Genomic DNA, 25017 nt, shown 5'->3' on the forward strand with positions numbered 1-25017 from the left:
GGCAACCACCCCATCTTGTTCCGGCCCCTTCATGTAGCGTGGTCTACACACGCGGCGATCCAGCCGAAAAGCTCGAAGCCATGGAAGCGATCGTGCCACCGCATCTGCGGCGCGGCACCTTCCAGCCGACCGACAACGACGCAAGACATCCGGAAAGTATCGCTGTGGCTGGGCCATGCCACGCTGGCGACCACCGAGAGCTGATGGCACTGCTCAAGAGCGCTTCGTAATGGTGAGCCGGGCCGGCGGCGAAATGCGTGAAAGAGCGATCAGGTCCGCCGCCAGCTCCCCATTACTGGATCTGCCCATAAGGCAGGAGTTATAGGCTTGCCGCACGAGGCCGCAGTCGGTGCAGTGTTCGGCATGACCGTCCAGGGCCGCGGTCCGGCCGCCTCCACCGCAGCCATGACCCGGCGCTCGACACGCCCGAGATGGCCGGCATGATCACGGCGATAATCAACCCCGTGGCGGTGGAATACATCCGCCACTTCCAGATCCGAACGCATGCGCGCGGCTCAGCCGGGCGGCGTGATCTCCATGTGGAGTTGGTCAAAAGGACTGGCGGTCCGGCCGATCACAGCCGTTGAGACCTGGGCGTAAAGTGTAGTCGTCGCCAGGCTGCGATGGCCCAGCAGCACCTGAATGATCCTTATGTCCGTGCCGGCTTCCAAAAGGTGGGTGGCGAAGCTGTGGCGAAGGGTGTGCACCGTCACCCGCTTCTCAACGCCCAGGAACTCGCAGGCCGTTCGACAGGATCCCCAAGGTCTGCGGGTGGATCGGGCCGCCGCCATCGCGCCGGGGAAACAGCCATCGCCCCGGCTTGGTCAACCGCCAATAGACGCGCAAAATCTCCAGCAACTGCGGCGACAGCATCACATAGCGGCCCTTGCCGCCCTTGCCCTGCTCGATGCGAATGACCATCCGGCTGCTATCGATGTCGCTCACCTGCAGACACGCCGCCTCCGCAGCGCGTAAGCCCACCGCATAGGTGGTCATCAGAGCGACCCGGTTCCTCGTTTATAGCGCGACGATCAGGATGAGACGTGAGCGGCGATCTGGATGAGATTCTCAGGTCGCGGTCACGGGCAAATTATCATGCTGATTGTCGCTGGCAAGGCCTTCATCGATCTCTGATTGCCGCTCCGCGACAAGTTCGTGTGTGTTCTTGATTGTCGCGTAAGAGGCGGGCCTGCCGCGCTGGCGTTTGGCTTCCATGGCGGATCTGCGCCGGTAGCTTTCGACGTTCATCTCGAAGATCGTTGCGTGGTGAACAAGTCGGTCCACCGCGGCGAGGGTCATGGCGGGGTCTGGAAAGATTCTGTTCCATTCTCCGAAGGGCTGATTGGCGGTGATCATGATGGAGCGCCGCTCATACCTTGCGCAGATGAGTTCGAAGAGCACGCTTGTTTCGGCCTGGTCCTTGGTGACGTAGGCCAGATCGTCGAGGATGAGCAGATCGAACTTGTCGAGCTTGGCGATAGCGGATTCGAGCTGCAACTCCCGCCGCGCGATCTGGAGCTTCTGCACGAGATCGGTGGTTCGTGCGAACTGCACGCGCCAGCCGTTCTCAATGAGGGCAAGCCCGATCGCTGCCGCGAGATGGCTCTTCCCGCCGCCGGGTGGGCCGAACAACAGGATATTGGCGCCCTTGGCGAGCCAGCTGTCGCCGGCGGTCATGGCCATGACCTGAGCCTTGGAGACCATGGGTACGGCGTCGAAGGCGAAGCTGTCGAGCGTCTTTCCGGGCGGCAGATGCGCTTCGGCCAGATGCCGTTCGATCCTGCGATGCGCGCGCTCGGCCAGTTCATGCTCGGCGATGGCCGAGAGGAACCGGGCGGCGGGCCACCCTTCTCTATCGGCCTGCTCGGCAAATTGCGGCCAGAGCGTCTTGATCGTCGGCAGCCGGAGTTCGTTGAGCATGATGCCGAGGCGGGCTTCGTCGATGGTGTGGGCGTTGCTCATGCGACGTCTCCCACATGGATTGCCCCGATCAGGGCTTCATAGCCGTTAAGGGAAGCGAGTTGCACCGACACGGTCGGCAGCCGTGCGGGGTCCGGGCCGAAGAGGGTTCGCAAGACGGCAATATCGGGCAGGTCGCCGGCGTCGAGGGTCTCGGCGAGTTGCTCGGCAAGCTCACGCTCGCAGCCTCGATCATGGGCCAGCGCCAGCAGATCGACCATGATCTTGCACGCCTGCCTGTCCGGCAGCCGCTCGATGAGCTCGTCGAAGGCCCTGCGGTATTCCTGCCGCGGGAAGAGCTTGTCACGATAGATGAGATTAAGAAGCGCCATCGGCTTTTTGCGCAGGGAATGGATGACGTGCCGATAGTTGACGACCTGATCGTGCCTTCCGTCGGCATGGCCTCGACCCCTGGGCAGCGTCATCAGCTTTGTTCCTCCCACAAAGACCTCAAGGCGATCATCGAACAGACGGATGCGAAGTCGATGTCCGATCAGGCGGGAGGGAACGGTGTAGAAGACCTTGCGCAAGGTGAAGCCGCCGGTCCGCGACACGGTGACGACCACCTCTTCGAAGTCGCTGGTCCGCTGGTCTGGGAGTTCCTGCAGATGAGGGCGTTCGGCATCGATGCGCTTGCCATGATTGGCGTTGTGCCGGCTGACGATCTCGTCGATGAAGGCGCGATACGCGCCGAGATCGTCGAAGTCTCTGCTGCCGCGCATCAGAAGGGCGTCACGGATGGCATCCTTGAGATGGCCATGGCTGCTTTCGATCGAAACGTTCTCGTGTGCGATGCCCTTGTTGTTGCGGGTCGGCGTCATGCGGTAGTGCGCACAAAGCTCTTCGTAGCGATGCGTGAGATCCTCCTTCGCATCGGCGCTGAGGTTGCGGAAAGCCGCCGAGAGGCTGTCGCTGCGATGATAGAGCGGCGCTCCCCCAAGCGACCACAGCGCGTTCTGCAGTCCTTCGGCCAGGGCCACGAAGCTCTCGCCGCCGAGAATGACATGGGTGTGTTCAAAGCCGGACCAAGCGAGCCGGAAGTGGTAAAGCAGATGATCAAGAGACTGGCCGGCGATCGACACGCCAAGGCTGCCCATGTCGGTAAAATCCGACAGCCCGAGCCGGCCGGGTTCGTGAAGCTGTCGGAAGATAACCTCCTGCTCTTCGCCGTGTATGGCGCGCCATGACCGGATGCGCCGCTCCAACGTCCGGCGAATGCCCGCGCTCAGTTCCGGGTGCCGCCGCAGCTGTTGCTTGGCACTTAATAGTGATAATGCCCTTCCAATGATTTCAAATGGTTACGCTGGCACTTAATTTGAGAATGAGCAGTTAATTTGATAATGCACGTTGGCTTTTGTCACTTAACGTGAGAATACAGTTCGCGGTGTTTTGCTAGCGGACTTACCATGAACGATCCCTTCCCTGACGAGATTGACGAGGCGCTTTGGGACGAAGCGTGCCGGCGGGCGGATGCGATCCGAGAATTCCTGAAAGGCAGGATCGGCAACGCGACAGCCGCACAGGTTGCCGACCTCGCTGCCGAAATGGAAGTGAGCCAGGCGACGGCGTACAGACTGATCAAGCTGTTCCGCAGCGGCGGGACCGTGTTGTCGCTGGTAGGTCGTAAGCGCGGACGGCCGGAGGGCCATCGTGTTCTGGACGATCAACGAGAGCAAATCGTCCGGTCAACGATCACAGCTTACTACCTGAAGCGGACCCGGCCGACGGTCTCGCAGCTGGTCCGGGACGTGCAGACGAACTGCCTTTCGGTCGGGGTGAAGCCGCCGCATCGCCGCACGATCGGGGCACGCCTTACAGACATCGACCTGCAAAAGCGCGCGAAACGGCGTGGCGAACAGAAGATCGTGAAGGCGACAACCGCCGTTCCTGGCGCCCTTGGCGCGTCCCGCCCGCTGGAGATCGTCCAGATCGATCATACCAAGGCCGACGTCTTTGTCGTCGATGAGGAGCACCGGCAGCCCGTTGGCCGGCCGTGGCTGACGTTGGCGATGGACGTGTGCAGCCGGATGGTCACCGGTTTCTATCTGACGATGGATGCACCGTCCCGGCTTTCAACCAGCCTGTGCCTGCTGCACTCCGTCTTCGACAAATCGGCATGGCTGAGGGAACGTGAGATCTCGGATCCATGGCCTGTCGCTGGCCTGCCGGACTTGCTGCACGTCGACAACGGCGCCGACTTCCGTAGCCGTGCATTCAAGAGAGGGTGCCAGGATGCCGGCGTTGCAATCGAATGGCGGCCGCCGGGCGAGCCACGCTTCGGCGGTCATATCGAGCGGCTGATCGGAACGCGGATGGGAAAGCTGCATCTACTGCCTGGGACGACGTTCAGTAACGAACAGGAGCTTGGTGAGTATGACCCGAAGCGGCACGCGGCACTGACACTGCGGGAGCTGGAGCGTTACATCGCCCTGGACATCGTCGGATCCTACCATCAGTCGATCCACAGCAGCCTTGGTCGCCCGCCGCTTGCAGTCTGGCGGGACCACGAAGGTGAGATCCCCCTTCGACTGCCACAAGATCGAATGCGCTTTTGGCTGACCTTCCTGCCCGAAGAGGAGCGAACCCTGCGGCCGACGGGCATTCACCTGTTCGGCCTGCGTTATTGGTCGGCCGCTCTCAGCGCCGACGTCGGGCGGTCGGACCGGCGCCTGCTTGTCAAATACGACCCCCGCGACATGGCGCGCGTCTTCGTGCGACGGCCATCGGGGAATTTTGTGGAAGCCCGCTATGCCGATGTGACCCTGCCTTCGATAACGCTGCACGAGGCGGTGACCGCCCGACGCAGCCTGCTGGCGAAAGGTCGTCGTGAACTCGACACCCGCACCATCGTCCGCACAGCAATCGCGCAGCGCGAGCTGATTGAAGCGGCGACCAGAAAGACGGCGGCGGCGCGACGCGGGAAGGCTTCGTCGAAATCAAAGGTGGATGATCGGGGATGGGGCTCGCTCCGCGGCGTCGACTCCAGCAAACCTGTACCCTTTGTCGAGGATACAGATTGAGCTGGAGCGAATATGAACGATGATGTCTCTCACCTGACCCCAAACGCTGCGGCGCTGCTGTCCGAAACGAACGAGCGACGTATTCGGGCGATACGATCGCGCCGCTGGGTTCTCTACCCGCGCGCCAAGCAAGCCCTCGACCGGCTCAACCGTCTGCTCGACCATCCGCGAGGCACACGCATGCCTTCGGTCGCGATTTATGGTGACAGCGGCATGGGCAAAACCATGATCATGAAGCGGTTCCGCGATGAGCACCCACCGAGCTTCAACCTGGTGACAGGCACGCTGAAGACGCCGGTGCTCGCGATGGAAATGACCAGCCGACCTGGCGAGCGGCGCTTTTATGCCGAACTGCTCACTCTGCTCGGCGCACCGCAACGACCGCGCGCCGACATTGCCCAGATGGAGCAGGCAGCGCTACGGATCATGGAAGCTATCGGCGTACAGGTGCTCGTCATCGACGAGGTGCACAACATCCTCGCCGGAACCTATCGCGAGCAGCGGATCGTCCTGAACACGCTGCGCTTCCTGAGCAACCGTCTACAGATCTCGCTTGTCTGCTTCGGCGTCAACGATGCGCGCGAGGCGATTGGTGGCGATGTCCAGCTTGCACGCCGGTTTGAGCAGTTCACCTTGAGCAGGTGGGCCGCGAACGAGCAGTTCGAGACGCTGGTGGCGTCGATCCTGCGCAACACGCCACTGCGTCGACCCTCGGTGCTCACGCCGAAATCGCTGCGGCGGATTCTGCAGATCACGGAGGGCATCACCGCCAGCATCTTCCACATGATCAACGATCTCGCGGTTGAGGCCATCGAAAGCGGTCGAGAGCAGATTGCAGACGAAGCTGTCGAAAACTGGGAGCCGGAGTTCGAGGCCGAGGCGGCATTCGCATGACGGAGAACGCGCCGCCACGGCAGTTACCGGTGAGATTGCCGCTCCACCCTCACGAGCTTCTGTCGTCCTGGATCAGTCGCCATGCCACCTTCTACGCGGTCCCACCGCTCGTCATGCTCCAGCATTGCCTGCCGGAGGCCTCCTCATTGCGAGCAGTCGATCTCGATCTGAACACTGATCAGGAAATCCGCCTCGCCAGCATGTTCGCCATCGAACCGGCCGTCTTGCGTCGAATGACCTTCACCAATATGCCGAAGTCTTCGCATCGGCTCATAGCCGCGAGGCCAGCTCAGATCTGTACGTGCTGCTGCCCTGGTGGCGCGGAACCGGCGCCAATCCTTCGAAGCCAGCTGACGGGATGGCGGATCACCTGCCCACATTGCAGAGCATCGCTGCAAGGGCTCGGCGATGGGGAGCTCCCCTCCCCCTTCCGGCAATATCACCATGCGGCTCTGCGTGGTGAAAAGCTGCTCGACGATGAAGCCGAACGCGGCATCCGAACATGGACATCGCCAACCGAGATCGCACGGCTTCTGCTGATGCGAAGAGTGATCTGGCCCCTGCCGCGTGAGCATGAGCTTTGGCGCTACAGGGTGCTCGGCGCCATCATTCCCGATCTCGACGATGTCGTTGCCGCAGAACACGAGAACCTCCCGACCCCTGCAAAACCGATCCTGCCACTCTACATGCGGCCAGCTCTGCTTGCAGGCGTTGCTATCGCCGAGCGTGCCGGACCAGAGATGCTCCGGATGCTGCGCGGTCACATGTTGGGTGACAACAAGGTCCGATTCACTGACGCCGCCGAGAGCATGATCGCCCGAGCGCGCAGGTTGAGAGTCTCTCCGCAGATGCAGTTAATTTGAGAATGCGGCCACCAAGATTCTCACAATTAAATGCCAAGTCTGAACCATACCGACGCATTCTTGCATTTAACTGCCAAGTGACAGGTAACAACGATCCTTCTGCTGTTTGTCATGCGTCGTCGCTGGCGGTGGGGGCTAGCGGTCGTGCTGCCGCTGACTTTGTTCTTCGCCGTTATTGATGCGGGTTTTCTACTCACCAATGCCGTCAAGGTCCTTGAGGGCGGATGGGTGTCGGTCGGTGTCGCTTGCGTCATGGGATTGATCATGTCGACCTGGATCACCGGTACCAAATACCTCTTCAACAAAGCGCGGAAAAGTGAAATATCGCTTGAACAGCTGGCGACAAAGCTGGCCGAGAAGCCGCCGTCGCTTGTGCCGGGCACAGCGATCTTCTTGACCAGCGATCCGCAAAGTGCACCTGCGGCGATGATGCATAGCCTGAAGCACTATAGAGTTCTGCACGAACAAAACATCATCATGAGCGTTGTGACAGCCGAAGTGCCGCGAGTCGCCGATCAAGACCGGATCAGCATCGAGCCGGTCAACGAACTCTTCACGCGCATAATCGTCACTTTTGGCTTCATAGAGCAGCCGAACATCCCCCGCGCCTTGGCCATTTGTCGTAAACAGGGCTTGAAATTCGACATTATGGCCACATCGTTCTTCGTCTCGCGCCGCTCCCTCAAAGCATCGCCCGATTCTGGGCTGCCACTGTGGCAGGACAGGCTTTTCATCTTTCTGGCGAGCACGGCTTCCGACGCAACCGAGTATTTTCGAATTCCGGCTGACCGCGTCGTCGAGATCGGGTCACAGATCATAATCTAAGGGTCAACGACGGTTGTCACGCCAATAAATTAGTTGGCCGCGCGCGCTTGCCGTATGAGATGACCTCTCAAGGACCGCGTTCGGAAATGTTGGGGGGTATCCAGCTATCCGGTATCCCTCCGGTGAGGGACGCGGACGGACCTATTTGTTTCCGTCGCGATGGATGGCGATGAGGTTTTGAAGGCTTTCGATGCCGAATTCGGAGAAGGCCATGACGCCGTCTTCGTGGTCTGGCCCGTAGACCCAGATCAGACCGTCCTCGGGTTCCATTTCGATAGCGATTTGGCCGAGCCAGTCCTCATCTTCGCCGAGGTCCCGGGCGACGAGCGCGATGGTTCGCACGGAATGGATTTTGTTGATGTGCATTGTCAGGCTGCGATTGCGGCGGGCTTGGACCGCCAGTTCCACGGCAGCAACTCGTCGAGGCGATTGGCGGGGTGCCCGGCAATGCGGTGAAGCACATCGGCAAGCCAGGCTTGCGGATCGACATTGTTGAGCTTGGCGGTGCCAATGAGGGCGTAGATGACTGCAGCGCGCTGGCCTCCACGATCGGAGCCACAGAACAGCCAGGCCTTGCGACCGAGCGGGACGCAGCGCAAGGCCCGTTCAGCCGCATTGTTCGTAATGCAGATCCTGCCATCGTCGAGGAAGCGGGTAAACGCCGGCCATCGGCGCAGCATGTAGTTGATGGCCTTGGCGAGATCGTGGTTGCGTGAGAGCTGGGCAAGCTGGGCGATCAGCCAGACGTGAAGGTCCTCCATCAGTGGAGCGCTGCGCTCCTGGCGGGCGCAAGCACGCGCTTCAGCGCTCAATCCGTTGATCTCGCGCTCGATATCGAACAGTGCATCCAGGCGCTGCACCGCCTCCAGTGCGATCGGGTAGATCGCCGCCCCTGTCCGTTCGCCGCGGCTCTTCTTGCGCGCTGATCCCTCGACGTCGGCGAGTTCGAAGAACTTGCGGCGCGCATGGGCAAAGCAGCCCGCTTCGAGCACAGGCCCTGGGCGACGATCGGCTGCGTAGAGCTCGCCATAGCCGCCATAGGCGTCTGCCTGCAGGATCCCGGACCAGCTGTCGAGATGCGCTCGTGGATGTTCGCCACGGCGGTCGCGCGAATAGTGGAACAGCGCGGCGGGCGGATCGGCGCCGCCGAATGGCCGGTCGTCGCGGACATAGACCCACAGCCTGCCGATATCGGTCTTGCCCTTGGCGAGGACCGGCACCGTTGTGTCGTCGCCGTGCAATCGGTCGGCGGCGAGAACATGAGCCTCGATCCGGCGATAGAGGGGCATGAGCGCGAAAGTGGCCGCGCCAACCTGGTCGGCGAGCGTCGACAGGCTCAGTGGCACGCCCTCGCGAGCGAAACGTTCAGCTTGGCGGTTCAAGGGTTGATGCTGGCCGTACTTGTCGAACAGCAGCATGGCGAGCAAGCCAGGACCTGCCCAGCCACGCGGCACGACATGGAACGGCGCCGGCGGCTGGGTGATCGTCTCACAGTTCCGGCACGAGAACTTCTCGCGCACCGTCTGGATGACCTTCCACTGACGCGGGATCACCTCCAGCGTCTCGGTCACGTCCTCGCCGAGCTTCGAAAGCCGCGTCCCGCCGCAAGTCGGGCACGAACATGGCGCGGGGATGACGATGCGCTCACGCGGCAGATGCTCGGGAAACGGCTTCTTCACTGGCCGTTTGCGCTCGAAGGCGGTGACACTGGTCGTCCTCGCCGCCGCCGCCTCGGCGGCAAGGTCATCTTCGCTGGCTGTGGCCTCGAGTTCCTCGAGTTGCAACTCCAGTTGGTCCAGGAGCCGGCGGCTGCGCTCGGCGCTGGGGCCATACTGCTCGCGCCTGAGCTTGGCGATCTGCAGCTTGAGGTGCCCGATCAGAGCTTCCGTGGCCGACGCCTTAGCCCTCGCAGCGGCAAGTTCGGCGCCCATCGAAACAACCAGCGCCTTCAGCGCTTCGACATCGTCCGGCAGGGGCGAAACGGCGGCTTCCATGGCCGAAATGAATCAGCACCTGTCTCTCGGTGCAACCGAAAAATGCCGCTTTGGCTGAGGAAATCCGCGTCCTATCCCGCGCTCGCCGGACGCCAGCTGTATTGCGGGTTGCGCCAGTCAATCCCGTCGAGCAAACACGCCAGCTGAGCGCTCGTCAGCGACACTGCACCGTCCTTCGCCTGGGGCCAAATGAAGCGGCCCTTCTCGAGCCGCTTGGCATAAAGCGACATGCCGATCCCGTCATGCCAGATGATCTTTACCAGCGATCCGGCGCGTCCGCGGAAAACGTAGAGATCACCACCGTGGGGATCACGCTTCAGGTGCTGCTGCACCAGCAAAGCCAGGCCCTGCATGCCCTTCCTCATATCGGTGTGGCCCATCGACAGCCACACCCGCGCGCCCGACGGGATCACCGCAGTGCCTTTACCACTGCCGTAACCAGCGTGGGCGTCGCTCCCGCGAAGATGCTCACCCGGCCGCCCGTTACCAGCTCCACGACAATAGCCGGCCGGTGCTCCAGCGGATGGCCGACGTCTTCATCCACAACCACCGCCTCTGTAAGGCACGGGTCCGGGACGTGTTCGCACAGCTTGCGACGCCATGTGTAGATCAGCGCCGTCGAAACGTCATGCCGCTGCGCCACCTGCGTCACACAGGCTCCGGGCGAAAACGCCTCCTCCAAAATCTGGCGCCGTTCTTCCTCGTTCCACCGCCGCCGACGTTCGGGGCCTGTGAGCAACGTGATCTGACCCATCAACTGCTCCTAAGTCCGCTCATAAGAGCACGCTTAAGACCACTCGTTCATCACCCGAACAAGGCGCGACACGCCGGATGGATACGCTATCCGCTGCCCAATCGCACATCAACGCTCATCCAGGAAATCTGAATATCGGCTGATCTGCAGCTGGGAGTTGCCGCGTTCGACGTTACAAAAGTTTCATGCGTTGGAAACAGCGCCGTAATGTGCGCCTCTGTAATCCTATTTGCCTGAGGATGCCATTCAAAGCGCGTCCCTTTGCAAAGAGGATACGAGACCCATGAATATTGCCCCCAATTCCTATTCCGCCACCCGCAAGCGTCTGTTGGCCGCCGCTGGGTCGCTGGCCATCGCCGGCGCCGTCGGCTTCGGCGCCCTTGCCACCGGAACCGCCCCTGTTCTCGCCGATGCAGTGCGTGTTGAGGCGCCGCAGGTTGCAGGCTTCGCCGATGTCGTCGAGCGCGTTTCGCCGGCCGTCGTCAGCGTCAAGGTCAAGGCCAAGATCGAGCCGGCCTCCGATGACGGTTCCGACCAGATGCAGAGCCCTGACGGCTTCAACAACCTGCCCGACAATCCGCAGCTGCGCCGCTTCTTCAAGGAATTCCGGGGCTTTGGCAACCAGAATGGCCAGGACCAGGGCCACCGCCGCTTAGGCCGCCGCGACCACAACAACGACCAGCCGCGGCCTGTAGCCCAGGGGTCGGGCTTCTTCATCTCCGATGACGGCTATCTCGTCACCAACAACCATGTCGTTGAGGAAGGCTCGGCCTTCACCGTTGTCATGAATGACGGCAAGGAGCTCGACGCCAAGCTCGTCGGCACCGACCCGCGCACCGATCTCGCCGTGCTCAAGGTCGATGGCGTCGGCAAGTTCACCTATGTCGATTTCGCCGATGATTCCAAGGTCCGCGTCGGCGACTGGGTCGTGGCCGTTGGCAATCCGTTCGGCCTGGGCGGCACTGTCACCGCCGGCATCGTTTCGGCACGCGGCCGCGACATCGGCGCTGGTCCTTATGACGACTTCATTCAGATCGACGCCTCGGTCAACCGCGGCAATTCCGGTGGCCCAACCTTCAACCTCAACGGTCAGGTGGTCGGCATCAACACCGCGATCTTCTCGCCGTCCGGCGGCAGTGTTGGCATTGCGTTCGACATTCCTGCCTCGACGGCAAAGGAGGTCGTACAGGGTCTGATGAAGAACGGCACCGTGCAGCGCGGCTGGCTCGGTGTCGAGATCCAGCCGGTCACCGCCGACATCGCCGAATCGCTAGGGCTGAAGTCCGAGAAGGGTGCGCTGGTTTCCAGCGATCAGGATGGTGGTCCCGGCAAGAAGGCGGGCATTACCGCTGGTGACGTAATCACCCAGGTCGACGGCAAGGACGTTGCTTCGCCGAAGGAACTCGCCCGCCTGATCGGCGCTTATGCGCCCGGCAAGTCGGTCGATGTCACGGTATGGCGCGACGGCAAGAGCCAGTCGATCAAGATCGATCTCGGCAAGTTGCCGTCGACCGACAAGCAGGCCTCGGCCGGCGACCAGCCGGCGGCACCGGCCAAGCCCGACACGCTTGCCGGTCTCGGCCTCACCGTCACCAAGTCGGAAAACGGCAAGGGCCTTGTCGTCACCAATGTCGACCCAGACAGCGATGCGGCCGATCGCGGCATCCAGCCGGGTGACGTCATCACGACCGTCAACGCGGCGGAGGTGAATGGTACCGAAGACCTCGCCAAGGCGATGGCCGAGGCGGTGAAATCCGGACGCAAGGCGGTGCTGATGCAGATCACACACGACGACAGCAACCGGTTCGTCGCGCTGCCTGTCGCCAAGAGCTGATCGCAGCTTCGACTTTTCCGGTGCGGCGGCTCAAATAAATGGGTCGCCGCATGGGAAAATAGGCCGAAGTGGCGAGATGGACTCGAGCCAGCGGTTGGCGCTGCGTGACTAAATTGCCAAGAACACCCAAATGTAAAGATTATCTTGAACCTGCGGAGCTTTCCGAATGGTCACTGCTCGAAGAGTTGAAGCTGAAGGAGGTAAGATATGGCACCGAATCAGAGCACTAATTTGGCAACATCAGTTGATAAATTGCTAGGCAGCCACTCTGGCGACCCTCTGTCGATAAAAGCAGCAATAAACATGCTCCGGGACAAAACTGGAACGGAGCGTTCCGATGCCGACATTGAAGGTCTGATAACTAAGAAGGCAGCCGCCTGCGGTGTTCCGATCGTCTCCGACCGAGAAATCTGACTTCAGGCTGGTTTCGATTTCGTTTGTGGCTCGGATTTGGGAAACCGGTTTCCGCACCCGAAATTGTTGAACGCCCGCGTATGCCTCGCGAACCGTATCCATCCGGCGTGTCGCGCCTTGTTCGGGTGATGAACGAGTGGTCTTAAGCGTGCTCTTATGAGCGGACTTAGGAGCAGTTGATGGGTCAGATCACGTTGCTCACAGGCCCCGAACGTCGGCGGCGGTGGAACGAGGAAGAACGGCGCCAGATTTTGGAGGAGGCGTTTTCGCCCGGAGCCTGTGTGACGCAGGTGGCGCAGCGGCATGACGTTTCGACGGCGCTGATCTACACATGGCGTCGCAAGCTGTGCGAACACGTCCCGGACCCGTGCCTTACAGAGGCGGTGGTTGTGGATGAAGACGTCGGCCATCCGCTGGAGCACCGGCCGGCTATTGTCGTGGAGCTGGTAACGGGCGGCCGGGTGAGCATCTTCGCGGGAGCGACGCCCACGCTGGTTACGGCAGTGGTAAAGGCACTGCGGTGATCCCGTCGGGCGCGCGGGTGTGGCTGTCGATGGGCCACACCGATATGAGGAAGGGCATGCAGGGCCTGGCTTTGCTGGTGCAGCAGCACCTGAAGCGTGATCCCCACGGTGGTGATCTCTACGTTTTCCGCGGACGCGCCGGATCGCTGGTAAAGATCATCTGGCATGACGGGATCGGCATGTCGCTTTATGCCAAGCGGCTCGAGAAGGGCCGCTTCATTTGGCCCCAGGCGAAGGACGGTGCAGTGTCGCTGACGAGCGCTCAGCTGGCGTGTTTGCTCGACGGGATTGACTGGCGCAACCCGCAATACAGCTGGCGTCCGGCGAGCGCGGGATAGGACGCGGATTTCCTCAGCCAAAGCGGCATTTTTCGGTTGCACCGAGAGGCGGGTGCTGATTCATTTCGGCCATGGAAGCCGCCGTTTCGCCCCTGCCGGACGATGTCGAAGCGCTGAAGGCGCTGGTTGTTTCGATGGGCGCCGAACTTGCCGCTGCGAGGGCTAAGGCGTCGGCCACGGAAGCTCTGATCGGGCACCTCAAGCTGCAGATCGCCAAGCTCAGGCGCGAGCAGTATGGCCCCAGCGCCGAGCGCAGCCGCCGGCTCCTGGACCAACTGGAGTTGCAACTCGAGGAACTCGAGGCCACAGCCAGCGAAGATGACCTTGCCGCCGAGGCGGCGGCGGCGAGGACGACCAGTGTCACCGCCTTCGAGCGCAAACGGCCAGTGAAGAAGCCGTTTCCCGAGCATCTGCCGCGTGAGCGCATCGTCATCCCCGCGCCATGTTCGTGCCCGACTTGCGGCGGGACGCGGCTTTCGAAGCTCGGCGAGGACGTGACCGAGACGCTGGAGGTGATCCCGCGTCAGTGGAAGGTCATCCAGACGGTGCGCGAGAAGTTCTCGTGCCGGAACTGTGAGACGATCACCCAGCCGCCGGCGCCGTTCCATGTCGTGCCGCGTGGCTGGGCAGGTCCTGGCTTGCTCGCCATGCTGCTGTTCGACAAGTACGGCCAGCATCAACCCTTGAACCGCCAAGCTGAACGTTTCGCTCGCGAGGGCGTGCCACTGAGCCTGTCGACGCTCGCCGACCAGGTTGGCGCGGCCACTTTCGCGCTCATGCCCCTCTATCGCCGGATCGAGGCTCATGTTCTCGCCGCCGACCGATTGCACGGCGACGACACAACGGTGCCGGTCCTCGCCAAGGGCAAGACCGATATCGGCAGGCTGTGGGTCTATGTCCGCGACGACCGGCCATTCGGCGGCGCCGATCCGCCCGCCGCGCTGTTCCACTATTCGCGCGACCGCCGTGGCGAACATCCACGAGCGCATCTCGACAGCTGGTCCGGGATCCTGCAGGCAGACGCCTATGGCGGCTATGGCGAGCTCTACGCAGCCGATCGTCGCCCAGGGCCTGTGTTCGAAGCGGGCTGCTTTGCCCATGCGCGCCGCAAGTTCTTCGAACTCGCCGACGTCGAGGGATCAGCGCGCAAGAAGAGCCGCGGCGAACGGACAGGGGCGGCGATCTACCCGATCGCACTGGAGGCGGTGCAGCGCCTGGATGCACTGTTCGATATCGAGCGCGAGATCAACGGATTGAGCGCTGAAGCGCGTGCTTGCGCCCGCCAGGAGCGCAGCGCTCCACTGATGGAGGACCTTCACGTCTGGCTGATCGCCCAGCTTGCCCAGCTCTCACGCAACCACGATCTCGCCAAGGCCATCAACTACATGCTGCGCCGATGGCCGGCGTTTACCCGCTTCCTCGACGATGGCAGGATCTGCATTACGAACAATGCGGCTGAACGGGCCTTGCGCTGCGTCCCGCTCGGTCGCAAGGCCTGGCTGTTCCGTGGCTCCGATCGTGGAGGCCAGCGCGCTGCAGTCATCTACGCCCTCATTGGCACCGCCAAGCTCAACACATCGGCCAAATCGCTATCGAAATGGAACCCGAGGACGGTCTGATCTGGGTCTACGGGCCAGACCACGAAGACGGCGTCATGGCCTTCTCCGAATTGGGCATCGAAAGCCTTCAAAACCTCATCGCCATCCATCGCGACGGAAACAAATAGGTCCGTCCGCGTCCCTCACCGGAGGGATACCGCGAACCAGCGCTGCGACGCGGACGGTGTTAACACTCACCGGCGAAATCCTTGCAGCGAGAATTAGTGTTGTCATGATCTCCGGTTTCAAAGTTCGTCCGTTTCGAATCCAGTCAGACCCTACGGAACATCGATATAAGCCTGAAGGGCTTGGCCAGGTGCTCGAATTTGTCAGCCAGCGGCTGATTTCTGGCGCACAAACTCCAGCGCCGCCAACATGATGCCTTCGGATTGCGCCGGATAAGTATGTATGGTTTCGGCGAGTGCCTTCATACCGATCCCCGCGTGCATGATGACAGACATTTCATTGATCAGTTCGCTGGCGCGTTCGGCCACAATAGTGGCACCGATTATGCGGTCCGTACCATCCTGTATATGGATTTTGATAAAGCCAAGATCCTCTTCATCGACGATCGCGCGGTCGACATCCTCCATCATGACGGCGAAGGTCTTTACTGGAATGGACCTCGCCCTGGCGTCCCAGACCTGCAGGCCGATATGCGCGATCTCCGGGTCACAATAAGTGCACCAAGGAACCAGAAGGTTGGTCCAGCTGTCCGCCTTGCCCCAAAGCGCGTTGGCCACAGCGATGCGTGCGGTGGCTTGCGCTACATTGGTGAACTTGAGGTCCATACACACATCGCCGGCGGCGTAGATGTCCGGATTTTTTGTCCGGAAGCATTCGTCGACAGCCACGCACCCGGTGCTTGCGATCTCGACGCCAGCGACATCCAGCCCAAGCATTTCGACGTTTGCAACCCGGCCGACGCTGACCAGAACCTCGTCGGCTTCGACGCTGTCCTTCATGCCGGCGTTGATCGTATCAAGAACTTTGACGCCGGCCTCAATACGCGCGGACGTGATCGTCGTGTTTAGGCGGATGGCCACTCCGTCGCGTGCCATGGCACGCGACAAAAGTTCTGCCGCGTCCCGCTCTTCACCGGGTAGGAATTTCGGATCGATGTCGATGATCGAAACCTGCGAGCCAAGCCGGCTAAATGCTTGTGCCATTTCGCAACCGAGCGGGCCGCCGCCGATAACCGCAAGCCGCCTTGGAAGCGCCACCAATCCGAAGATGGTCGAACTCGTACGGTAATCGACACTTTCAAACCCGGGAATGTCCAGAACACCGGGCCGCGCGCCGGTGGCGATCAAAGCCTTGCGGAATTGGAGGGCAGTTTCGCCCGCGCTTACCTCGTTAGGCCCGGTGAACCGGGCCGCCCCAAAGAAGATATCCACGCCCGCTTGTGCAAGCCGGCTGGCTGAATGATACGCGGCGACGCGCGCCCGCGCGCGGTGCATGCGTGCCATTACCAGGGAAAAATCGATCTGGGATGGCTTTCCGCCATCCGCGCCCCAGATGTCCTCCGCCTCGTTCAGGGTGGCGCCTACCCGCCCGGCGTGGATCAGCGATTTCGAGGCGATAGTCCCAACGTTGAAAGAGTTTCCGCCGAGCCGGTTCTGTTCGATCAGCGCGGTGCTGAAACCCATGCGACGGGCTTCGTCGACGGCCTGCAGTCCGGCCGGTCCCGCCCCAATGACGACCAGGTCATATGTTTCGCGTGGCTTCGGGTTTTGCCAGTTGAGGGGACGAACGCGCTCGAGGAAAAGCGCCTCGCTTTGTCTGTCCCACTCGGTCGGACGCTCGGCCTTCTTCATGATGCAAGCCACCCGCCCGAAAAACCAGCGCGTTTGAGGCCGCTGATGATAGGCGCGCAGCCACGTGTCATATCCCAGACAAACCCACTGCGCGCATTCTCAATGCTCATGACCAGCAAACCTTGATCAAGCCCGTACCAACCCTTTGATAGCCAGCCGGCGCCATCGACGACCAAGGTTGGATTGAAGCCGCTGGAGAAACGGTCACCAGAGATCACCTGGCGATAGCGTTTGATCAGGTGCCTCGTACCGGCGAGCGCTGCTTCATGGTCGAAGGGCAGGCAGGCAAGCATGGCCCAAGGTGAGACCGTGCCGTCATCCGGCCCGTAGGGTACGCCGCGAGACATGTAGCCGAAGAAGCGGCGGTCGCGCCCGTTCTCGCGCATGTCCTGGTCGCCCGGCCCATCGCCCGCCGTCACGCCCCAGAAATCGAGATCGTAACCCGAATAGGCGCGAGGGTTTCGTGCACCATGCTCTCGATGAATTCGGATCGCCGCCCGTGTGTTGTCGAAGTAGTCGCTATCGGCCTGTCGCATGAAGGCGTCGCGTATACCTCGGAAATCGATCCATGCATGCGAGAAGAGATGAGTGAAAAGCGGCCCCGAATATAGCACGTCCTCGCCCAGCAGGTGTTCCCATTGATACGTCGAGGTCCATCCCGAAAAGCTCTTGTCTGTCAGCGGGTGGGTGGTCGATCCCGCTCCCAGCACGTAGAGGATCGTCGCTTCGTTGTAGCCTTCCCAGCCATAGTGCAGGAAACCGCAATCGGGCCGCCAGCCCTGCGATAGCGTTTCGCGTCCGTTCTGTGCCCATCGCCAGTCGACCCGGTCGAAAAGCTCCTCGGACAGATCTCGGATTTCGCGTTCGTCAGGTTTATCGAAGAACGTGCCGGCTGCGCAAACGCCAGCCATCAACAAGGCGGTGTCGACCAGCGAGAGCTCGCAATTCCAGACCCGTTTCCCTGATTTCATGTCAAGGAAATGATAGTAGAAACCTTTGTAGCCTGTCGCGTCGGGCTCCTCGCCCTGCCGGCTTTCCTTGAAGAAACGCAATGCCAGCAGTGTGCGCCTGGCGGCCTCGGTCCGCGTGATCCAGTGGTTTTTTACAGCTATCGGATAGCAAGAAAGGGCGAAGCCTACGACCGCGATAGAACAAGGCGAGCTCGCGCGAGACGTATCGGCGACCAAGCCTGTATCTGGATCCCAGAACTCATTGAAATAGCCGAACGCCTCCCGCTGCAGGTGCTTCACGAGCGCGTCGTCGTCAAGATCGCCCAGATCGGTCATGGGCCTAGAAACGGAAGCGGATTGCGGCAACCGCCTGGGGCGGCATGATGAGGTCGAGCTTCAGCATATGGCCGTCCATCGTGAACGCGATCTCCTCTTCCTTCAATTGCGACGTCTCGTGAAGGGCGGCGAGGCTTTCGCCATTCGGGTATTTTGGCTTGCCGATCTGTTCCCAATGGCGTTTCGCGTTGGCGTGGTCGACATCGATGCGCTGGATCGTCGCCTTGGTTATCGGCTGTGTGCAGGTCATGGTGAAGGAGACCTTCTCGCTGTCGATATCGTGGCGGGGCAGAGCGAAGTTCGTCAGCATTAACGTTGCCCCTCTTTCGCCGCGGACCAGCCAGGCATCGACCGTTTCATGCGACCCTCCGACAGGCAGCATCTCGGTGCCCAAGCCATGGAGCAAATGGTAGGCCCGGTAAGACGGCTTGGCGATGCCATGTATGTTCATCAGTCCGAATCCGCCCTGGAAAGGAAGTGACGGGAAATAGTTCTCCTCGAAAATGTCGGAAAACGTCCAATAGCTATAGCCTTCGACCAGCGTGTTGGCCTCGAGCACTGTCTTGACGATGAAGGCAGCCGCGTAGGGGTCGTCGTGCATGAAATCGCGTGGGTTCGAGGAGGTGCACCATTCCGTGTAATAGACTGGAAGCCCGCCGGCTTTTTCGCGCACGTCACGTGCCTGGTCACGCAGTACGCTGCGTTTGCTTGCGGCAAGCTGGGCCTCGGTGTCGTCGCCTGGATTGCCGAATGCGTCGGTAGGGTAGTGGTGCGTGCTGATGAAGTCGACCGGCAGCTTGTTTGATTTGCAGAATGCCAGGAAGTCTTCAATCCATGCATTTGCCGCAGTGGCCGGGCCGCCGACTTTCAGCTTTCCGTCGACCGATTTGATGGCTTCGACGGTGTACCGGTAGAGTTCGAAATAGTCCGATTGTTTGCCAGACCCGAAAGCCTTGAGATTAGGTTCGTTCCAGACTTCGAAAAACCATTGCCGAACCTCGGCCAGACCGTAGCGTTCGACCCAATGCTCCACCAGGTTGCGAATGAGAACGGACCACTGCGCTGGATCGCGCGGCTTGGTGATGTTGGCGCGGTAATGGAACTGTGTCTCATCTCCTGACGCCAGCGCCGTCGGCATGAAGCTGAGCTCGACAAACGGCCTCATGCCAATCGACAGCAAAAAGTCGAAAACCTGGTCGGCATTGAAGAACGAATAGATGAATTCTCCACCCTGCTCGATCAGTGTTCCCATGTCATCGTCCAGGATGCCGTGAAAGCGCGCATGCCGCATGCCGAGCTCGTCATGTGCGCGTTTGAGCTGCGCTTGCCAATCGGCCCGCAGCCCGAGCGTCGCATGGCCGCTTCCGATTGTGTGTTCCCAGAAATGGGGCAAGGGCGTTGATCGCGCGCCTAGATCGCCCGAAAAGTTCGCAGCCATACCGGTATTTCCTTTTTCGTTCAGCCGCCCGTCGCAAACCCTGGATACAGCGTCATTCCGCCATCGACGAACAAGGTGGTGCCAACCACGTAGTCGGAGTCGTCGGAAGCGAGCCATACAGCAGCCCTGGCGATATCTTCTGGTTCACCGATCCGACCATAGGGGACCAGTGTAAGCAGCGATTTCATGGCTTCGGGTGTGCTCCAGGCCGATGTGTTGATCGGCGTGCGAATTGCGCCTGGCGCGATAGCATTGACGCGGATACCCTTGGGCGCGAGTTCCTGCGCCATACTTTCCATCAACAGCTTGATACCGCCTTTGGACGTGGCGTAGTTGGCATGACCGGCCCAGGGAATGACCTGATGCACCGAGCTCATGCAGACAATCTTGCCTGCGGCTCGCGACACGGAAGGTACTACGCCACGGCGAAGAAATTCCCGTGTCGCAGCCTGCGCGCACAGGAACTGGCCGGTCAGATTGACATCGAGAACCTTGTTCCACTTTTCCAAAGTCATCTCGGTAAAGGGGGCGTCTTGTTGCAGGCCGGCATTCGCGACCAGGATGTCGAGTGTGCCGAACTCTTCGATCGCTCTGGCAAACATCGCTTCGACTTCGTTTTGGCTGGAAACGTCGGCTTGCAACGCCAGCGCGTTCGCCCCGCCAGCGCGGATCCTATCGACAACCTTCGTTGCCGCGTCCTCGTTTGTTACATAGTTGACAACCACATCGGCTCCCGCCGCACCGAGCGCGATTGCGACACCCTCCCCAATCCCGGAATTTGCGCCAGTCACGAGTGCCTTTTGACCCGTTAAAGGTTTTAAGAAAGACATTTTGAATTGTTTCTCACATCGGGTGGGAAGCACGATGCCAAATCAACGTGCTGGTGCCATTTTTGTCAGACGTAAGTGTGCCCTGCGGCAATTGGACATGCCAACCTAATGCTTGGCCAGTTCTTTTGGTTTCGACACGATTGTTTGAACACGGAGAAATATCCATGAGTGCCGACGCATCGCATATGCCGACTATCCCTTATTGGCATCTCTGGACCGACAGGGAGGGCTTAAGCCGGCTTACCCGATGCCTTATGGAAAGTTTCCAGTTGCGGTCGATGCAACCGCCGGCCGATCCGCAATGGCAAGGCGACAAGACAAGCGGCAGAATGACAACGATGGTGACTGTTCAGCCTGTAGGCTGGGTCGGCGCTTGGCACGAGAACCCGAAGCCGCAATGGATCATCCCACTTTCGGGCCGCTGGTTCGTGGAGGCCATGGACGGCACGCGCGTCGAGATGGGGCCGGGAGAGTTTTCCTTCGGGGGCGACCAGGGATGCCGAGAGCGGAACGGCAGGAAAGGGCATTTGTCAGGCACTGTCGGTTCATCACCTGCCACGTTGATGGTTGTGCAATTCGAGGATAGGGATGCGCCAGCAGCGCCTTGCGCATTCCGCTGACCTTGAGACCACAACTATCGGAAATCCAGTCGATGACCGTCTGGGTCGAATATGATGCCTTCGAAACCAGGATGCCCCTCGATCACCACATGCGTCGCTGCGGCGCTTTCATCTGAAACGGGCTTTTCAGCGCGCATTTCTGGGTCGCGGTAAGCAAGGAGCTCCAGATGCGGGCCGGAGCTGCCGTCAAATTCGAGGCCGATTACCTCGACTTGTGTTGCCGTGCCGGCTGCCATGTTGTCAAGCCGACCCTGCTCGGCGCCACGATTGACTTGCCGTGATCCGATACGCAAACCGATGCTCTCGTAGAAGTGAAGGCTGCGCTCAGTATCCGCCACCGCCATGGCGCTGTGGTCGATGCCTAGAAATATGCCCTCATGCCCCTTCCACAATTCGGGCACCCGGTCTGGGGGGAAGCATATGAACTCAAGCGGATGGCCTTCGGGGTCCCGGAACTTGAACGCCGCTACGCCACCTGAAGCCGCTGGCAGCCGCTGTGGTCCGTCAAGCGTAATTGGCGACCAGCCATCATGCTTGGCCAGCGCCTCGCATGCCTTGCCCATATCGGTGACGACGATGGCGCAATGCTGAAACCGGGGATCGTTGCCGGTGATGTCTTGAGGATAGGCGAGTTTTGCCCGGCCGATCTCCAATGCGCTGGGACCCAGGAACAGCCGGTCGGTGTCCGCGCGGTTGAAGCCGAAGACATTTTGATAAAAGCCAGCCAGTGCGTTTGGCGCGGTCGACAGCAGCCGAAAGGCTTCAACCCTGGCCATGTCACCCTCTTGGCGTGCGCGCGCCGCGCCGATTTAGGAAAATGGCGTAGAGCGTATGCGATCCGCCGATGAACAGCCGATTCAGATGCGGTCCGCCGCCGAAGCACAAATTCGAGACGCGGTAGGGGACGCCGATCTTTCCCAACAATTCCCCCTGCGGGCTGATGCAATGAACGCCGTCCTTTGCGCTTGACCAGACATTGCCGTCTTCGTCGAGCGCCAAGCCGTCAGTATAGCCCGGCTCGACCTTGTAGAAATCACATAGGCCGGAGATGGCACGGCCATCCGGTGATACGTCGCAGACCTTCATCACCTGAGCCGGGTTCGGTTTCGTCTGGTCGCCAGTCTCGGCGATGTAAAGCCGCGATTCGTCGGGCGAAAAGGCAAGGCCGTTCGGTCCTTCGAATGCGCTTGAGATAGTGGTTAAGCCCTTTGTGGCCGGATCGAAACGATAGACGGCGGGTGCGAGCTCACTCTTCCGTCGGAGGCCTTCATAGTCGTTGGAGATGCCGTAGACGGGATCGGTAAACCAGATCGTGCCGTCCGATTTCACCACGATGTCATTGGGTGAGTTCAACCGGCGGCCGTTGAAATGCGAGACGAGAGTGGTGACAGAACCGTCGTGTTCGACGCGACCGACGGCCCCGTCGAGATGAGAACAGAACACAACGCGTCCCTGGCAATCTCGCGCCTGCCCATTGGCGTTGGCTGATGGCGAGCGCCAGACGGAAACGCCCCCGGTCTCGGTCCAACGCATAGTGCGGTCGCGCGGAAGGTCTTGAAACAGCAGGCATCCCCAGTCGCCCATCCAGACCAACCCTTCGATCCATCGGAAACCTGACGCCAGTTCTTCAAGCGGGGCGTTGGCGAGGATGTAGGAGGAGAACTTGGGGTCGATGATTTCGATCGGGCTGCCGGTTGTCATTATCGATGCTGGGGTCATTACGGCAACGCGACATCATGCGCGTAGGGATAGGTCGATGCAAAAGGCGCGTGCACGAAAGCGCTGGCTTCATCGGCGCGTCCGCCGAAAGTGATCAGCAGAAAGCCGCCGGCCAACGCGAAATTCTTCAGGAAGTCCCAAAAAACGTCACGGCCCTTACTCGGTCCCACCAATGTGAAATCATCGGTCGCCCAGAACTGCTTCCATAAAAGCGCGGTCACCATGCAGTAGCCGGCGAGGACGAAGGCGGCAAGCCGATCCGCTATGCCGGTCAATACGCCAAGCGACATGACGATTTCGACGAACAGGCCGGTCAGGATCAGCACTTTAGCGGTCATCTTGGAACCTGCCATCTCATTTGCCTGGTCAACAGCCCCGTGGAAATTGATGACCTTGTCCATGGCGCTGAAGGGCAGAAAGAGGAGGATCAGAAGGAGCCGTGTTGTAAAAGTTATTGCAATGGCCACTGTCACTTTCCTCGATGTGAGGGATAACTGATATTGGGCAGCTTAACCGTTTCGACAAGCCGTCCATTGCGGTGCGGTGGGAACATGGTGGCCTGCGGATCATTGAATTGCAGCGCTAAGGATTTGGATGATGACTGCATCGAACGATCGGTATGACGTGATCATCATCGGATCAGGTCCAGGAGGCGGCACCATGGCCTGGCGCCTTGCCCAGACAGGCAAGCGTATCCTGTTGATCGAACGGGGTGGCTACCTGAAGCGTGAGCGCGAGAATTGGGATTCCGACGCCGTTTTCCGCCAGGGTCGCTATCAAACAGAGGAAACTTGGACGTCTGCCTCAGGCGAGGAATTTCGTCCAGGCTTGCATTATTTTGTCGGAGGCAATTCCAAGGTCTATGGTGGCGTTCTCTTCCGACTTCGCTTGGAAGATTTCGAAACGATCAGGCATCCCGACGGCGTATCGCCCGAATGGCCGGTCAAATACGACGAGTTCGAGCCTTATTATCAGGCTGCCGAAGAGCTGTTCCAGGTGCGGGGCCGTCGGGGAGAAGACCCGACAGAACCGCCATCGCCGAAACCCTACGCCTTTGCGCCAATCTCACATGAACCGCGCATTCAGCAGCTCTCCGACGATTTGGAACGGGAAGGTTTGCATCCATTCCACTTGCCGATGGGCGCTCTGCTGGTCGAGGACCAGACCGGTCAGGCAACGCCACATTCACCGCTTTTGCGCTGTGATCCCTTCGACGGCTTCCCAAGCCTTACCAACGGAAAGGCAGATGCACAGATCATCACGGTCGACCCGGCGCTCGCATCCAATCCGAATCTGACGCTACTGACCGGCGCCTATGCCGAACGCCTCTTGACGAACCAGGATGGCACGGTGGTGACGGGCATCGAGGTCACGCTCGATGGCCACACATGCCGCATGACGAGCGATCTCGTCGTCGTTGCATGCGGCGCCTTGTCGTCAGCGCTTTTGATGCTGCGCTCCACAAGCGACAATCACCCCGAAGGACTGGGCAACGCATCCGGTCAGCTAGGTCGCAACTACATGCGGCATAACAATGCGACGATTCTGGCAATCTCCAAGACGCCCAATCCGACGCAATTCCAGAAAACCCTGGGCCTTAACGACTTCTACCACGGCCACGATAAGAGCCCGGCAAACGACTGGGAATTCCCGCTCGGCCATATCCAAATGGTGGGAAAGTCGGACGGGATACAAATCGAGGCTGAAGGCCTGCCGGGCTTCATGCAATGGTTTCCAACAATGCCGTTTGAATGGCTCGCCAAGCATTCGATCGACTTTTGGCTGACTTCGGAAGACCTGCCTATGTCGCAGAATCGCATCTACTATCGGGATGGTCGGGTGCACCTTGATATGACGCCGACCAACATGGAAGCGCACCAGAGATTGAAGGACAAGCTTCGCGCTATATGCAGCGCGACCGACATTCACCCCCATCTTTTCGAACGCAAGCTCTATCTCGGAAAGGATGTTCCCGTCGGAGGGACGGCCCATCAGGCAGGCACCTTGCGCTTCGGGGAGAACCCTGCTGACTCGGTGCTCGACCGCGACTGCAAGGTTCACGGGATAGACAATTTTTATGTCACCGATGCAAGTTTCTTTCCCTCCATCGGTGCGGTCAACCCGACACTGACGATCATCGCAAATGCACTGCGGGTGGCGGACCGAATCGTTGATCGGCTGGTCTGAATGCGACGCTGTCCTAACTGGCCGAGCGGCATTGGGTGCAAGCACCTCGTTAGTTCTGGGCAAGCAGGAAGGCGGCGGATGGGTCCCTTGTCGGATCCGAGCC

Annotated in this window: 21 protein-coding genes and 5 pseudogenes; 11 read left to right on the top strand and 15 right to left on the bottom strand. The window is 60.5% G+C overall.

Annotated elements, in window-relative coordinates; all coding sequences use genetic code 11:
* Nucleotides 1–38 precede the first annotated feature (38 nt).
* Nucleotides 39–230, top strand: coding sequence for a hypothetical protein (locus GA829_RS37205; RefSeq protein WP_258052476.1), 192 nt, complete (start codon nt 39–41; stop codon nt 228–230).
* An 82-nt stretch (nt 231–312) separates the two neighbouring features.
* On the opposite strand, the pseudogene GA829_RS37840 reads toward GA829_RS37205, so the two are convergent.
* The 4 genes and pseudogenes from GA829_RS37840 to GA829_RS35970 form a co-directional block, all read right to left on the bottom strand.
* Nucleotides 313–506, bottom strand: a pseudogene (locus GA829_RS37840) (transposase zinc-binding domain-containing protein); the annotation flags it as partial.
* A 9-nt stretch (nt 507–515) separates the two neighbouring features.
* Nucleotides 516–1014 (bottom strand): annotated as a pseudogene (locus GA829_RS37215) (tyrosine-type recombinase/integrase); the annotation flags it as partial.
* Between the two features lie 54 nt (nt 1015–1068).
* Nucleotides 1069–1962, bottom strand: coding sequence for an IS21-like element helper ATPase IstB (istB, locus tag GA829_RS35965; RefSeq protein ID WP_195180457.1), 894 nt, complete (start codon nt 1960–1962; stop codon nt 1069–1071).
* Nucleotides 1959–3212: pseudogene (locus GA829_RS35970) on the bottom strand (Mu transposase domain-containing protein); the annotation flags it as partial. The pseudogene GA829_RS35970 and the gene istB, both read right to left, overlap by 4 nt.
* Before the next feature lie 153 nt (nt 3213–3365).
* Here GA829_RS35970 and GA829_RS35975 point away from each other — a divergent pair.
* The 4 genes and pseudogenes from GA829_RS35975 to GA829_RS35990 form a co-directional block, all read left to right on the top strand.
* A complete protein-coding gene (locus GA829_RS35975) occupies nt 3366–4979 on the top strand; it encodes a Mu transposase C-terminal domain-containing protein (protein WP_195180458.1) in 1614 nt (537 codons plus the stop codon).
* A gap of 12 nt (nt 4980–4991) precedes the next feature.
* On the top strand, nt 4992–5873 hold the full coding sequence (locus GA829_RS35980; protein ID WP_195180459.1) for a TniB family NTP-binding protein: 882 nt from the start codon (nt 4992–4994) through the stop codon (nt 5871–5873).
* The gene (locus tag GA829_RS35985; RefSeq protein WP_195180460.1) at nt 5870–6736 is read left to right on the top strand and encodes a TniQ family protein; all 867 of its coding nucleotides are present in this window, start codon (nt 5870–5872) and stop codon (nt 6734–6736) included. Before GA829_RS35980 ends, GA829_RS35985 begins: the two co-directional genes overlap by 4 nt.
* Before the next feature lie 84 nt (nt 6737–6820).
* Nucleotides 6821–7561: pseudogene (locus GA829_RS35990) on the top strand (KUP/HAK/KT family potassium transporter); the annotation flags it as partial.
* Between the two features lie 141 nt (nt 7562–7702).
* Here GA829_RS35990 and GA829_RS35995 read toward each other — a convergent pair.
* The 4 genes from GA829_RS35995 to tnpA (GA829_RS36010) form a co-directional block, all read right to left on the bottom strand.
* Complete coding sequence (locus tag GA829_RS35995; protein ID WP_095204419.1) at nt 7703–7927, bottom strand: hypothetical protein; 225 nt, start codon at nt 7925–7927, stop codon at nt 7703–7705.
* Nucleotides 7928–7929: 2 nt separating this feature from the next.
* Nucleotides 7930–9555: an IS66 family transposase gene (gene tnpC / locus GA829_RS36000; RefSeq protein WP_195180461.1), complete on the bottom strand. Its 1626-nt coding sequence runs from the start codon at nt 9553–9555 to the stop codon at nt 7930–7932.
* Between the two features lie 71 nt (nt 9556–9626).
* Nucleotides 9627–9968 (bottom strand): IS66 family insertion sequence element accessory protein TnpB, encoded by a 342-nt coding sequence (tnpB, locus tag GA829_RS36005; protein WP_258052477.1) that lies wholly within the window; start codon nt 9966–9968, stop codon nt 9627–9629.
* The gene (gene tnpA / locus GA829_RS36010; protein WP_195180462.1) at nt 9965–10309 is read right to left on the bottom strand and encodes an IS66-like element accessory protein TnpA; all 345 of its coding nucleotides are present in this window, start codon (nt 10307–10309) and stop codon (nt 9965–9967) included. The genes tnpB (GA829_RS36005) and tnpA (GA829_RS36010) overlap by 4 nt, the downstream gene beginning before the upstream one ends.
* A 283-nt stretch (nt 10310–10592) precedes the next feature.
* On the opposite strand from tnpA (GA829_RS36010), the gene GA829_RS36015 reads away from it, so the two are divergent.
* From GA829_RS36015 to tnpC (GA829_RS36035), 5 genes and pseudogenes are all read left to right on the top strand, one after another.
* Nucleotides 10593–12143 (top strand): Do family serine endopeptidase, encoded by a 1551-nt coding sequence (locus GA829_RS36015; RefSeq protein WP_195180463.1) that lies wholly within the window; start codon nt 10593–10595, stop codon nt 12141–12143.
* 207 nt (nt 12144–12350) lie between these two features.
* The gene (locus GA829_RS36020) at nt 12351–12557 is read left to right on the top strand and encodes a hypothetical protein (protein ID WP_195180464.1); all 207 of its coding nucleotides are present in this window, start codon (nt 12351–12353) and stop codon (nt 12555–12557) included.
* A 179-nt stretch (nt 12558–12736) separates the two neighbouring features.
* Nucleotides 12737–13081 (top strand): IS66-like element accessory protein TnpA, encoded by a 345-nt coding sequence (gene tnpA / locus GA829_RS36025; RefSeq protein WP_195180462.1) that lies wholly within the window; start codon nt 12737–12739, stop codon nt 13079–13081.
* Nucleotides 13078–13419, top strand: coding sequence for an IS66 family insertion sequence element accessory protein TnpB (gene tnpB / locus GA829_RS36030; RefSeq protein WP_258052477.1), 342 nt, complete (start codon nt 13078–13080; stop codon nt 13417–13419). Before tnpA (GA829_RS36025) ends, tnpB (GA829_RS36030) begins: the two co-directional genes overlap by 4 nt.
* Before the next feature lie 71 nt (nt 13420–13490).
* Nucleotides 13491–14993, top strand: a pseudogene (gene tnpC / locus GA829_RS36035) (IS66 family transposase); the annotation flags it as partial.
* Between the two features lie 353 nt (nt 14994–15346).
* Here the strand turns inward: tnpC (GA829_RS36035) and GA829_RS36040 are convergent.
* The 7 genes from GA829_RS36040 to GA829_RS36070 all read right to left on the bottom strand — a co-directional run bounded on the left by GA829_RS36040 (nt 15347) and on the right by GA829_RS36070 (nt 23200).
* The gene (locus tag GA829_RS36040) at nt 15347–16834 is read right to left on the bottom strand and encodes a mercuric reductase (protein WP_195180465.1); all 1488 of its coding nucleotides are present in this window, start codon (nt 16832–16834) and stop codon (nt 15347–15349) included.
* Nucleotides 16831–18120 (bottom strand): glucoamylase family protein, encoded by a 1290-nt coding sequence (locus GA829_RS36045; RefSeq protein WP_195180466.1) that lies wholly within the window; start codon nt 18118–18120, stop codon nt 16831–16833. Before GA829_RS36045 ends, GA829_RS36040 begins: the two co-directional genes overlap by 4 nt.
* 4 nt (nt 18121–18124) lie before the next feature.
* On the bottom strand, nt 18125–19558 hold the full coding sequence (locus GA829_RS36050; protein WP_195180467.1) for a GH39 family glycosyl hydrolase: 1434 nt from the start codon (nt 19556–19558) through the stop codon (nt 18125–18127).
* A 20-nt stretch (nt 19559–19578) separates the two neighbouring features.
* Nucleotides 19579–20388, bottom strand: a complete 810-nt coding sequence (locus GA829_RS36055) for an SDR family oxidoreductase (protein ID WP_195180468.1) — start codon at nt 20386–20388, stop codon at nt 19579–19581.
* A 634-nt stretch (nt 20389–21022) separates the two neighbouring features.
* Nucleotides 21023–21784, bottom strand: a complete 762-nt coding sequence (locus tag GA829_RS36060) for a VOC family protein (RefSeq protein ID WP_195179931.1) — start codon at nt 21782–21784, stop codon at nt 21023–21025.
* A gap of 1 nt (nt 21785) precedes the next feature.
* A complete protein-coding gene (locus GA829_RS36065) occupies nt 21786–22709 on the bottom strand; it encodes an SMP-30/gluconolactonase/LRE family protein (protein WP_195180470.1) in 924 nt (307 codons plus the stop codon).
* Nucleotides 22710–22726: 17 nt separating this feature from the next.
* A complete protein-coding gene (locus tag GA829_RS36070) occupies nt 22727–23200 on the bottom strand; it encodes a DoxX family membrane protein (RefSeq protein ID WP_195180471.1) in 474 nt (157 codons plus the stop codon).
* A 124-nt stretch (nt 23201–23324) separates the two neighbouring features.
* Here GA829_RS36070 and GA829_RS36075 point away from each other — a divergent pair, with 124 nt between their 5' ends.
* On the top strand, nt 23325–24914 hold the full coding sequence (locus tag GA829_RS36075) for a GMC oxidoreductase (protein ID WP_195180510.1): 1590 nt from the start codon (nt 23325–23327) through the stop codon (nt 24912–24914).
* Nucleotides 24915–25017: the final 103 nt, after the last annotated feature.

This window comes from Mesorhizobium sp. INR15, from assembly GCF_015500075.1.
In the GTDB taxonomy this organism is placed as follows: domain Bacteria; phylum Pseudomonadota; class Alphaproteobacteria; order Rhizobiales; family Rhizobiaceae; genus Mesorhizobium.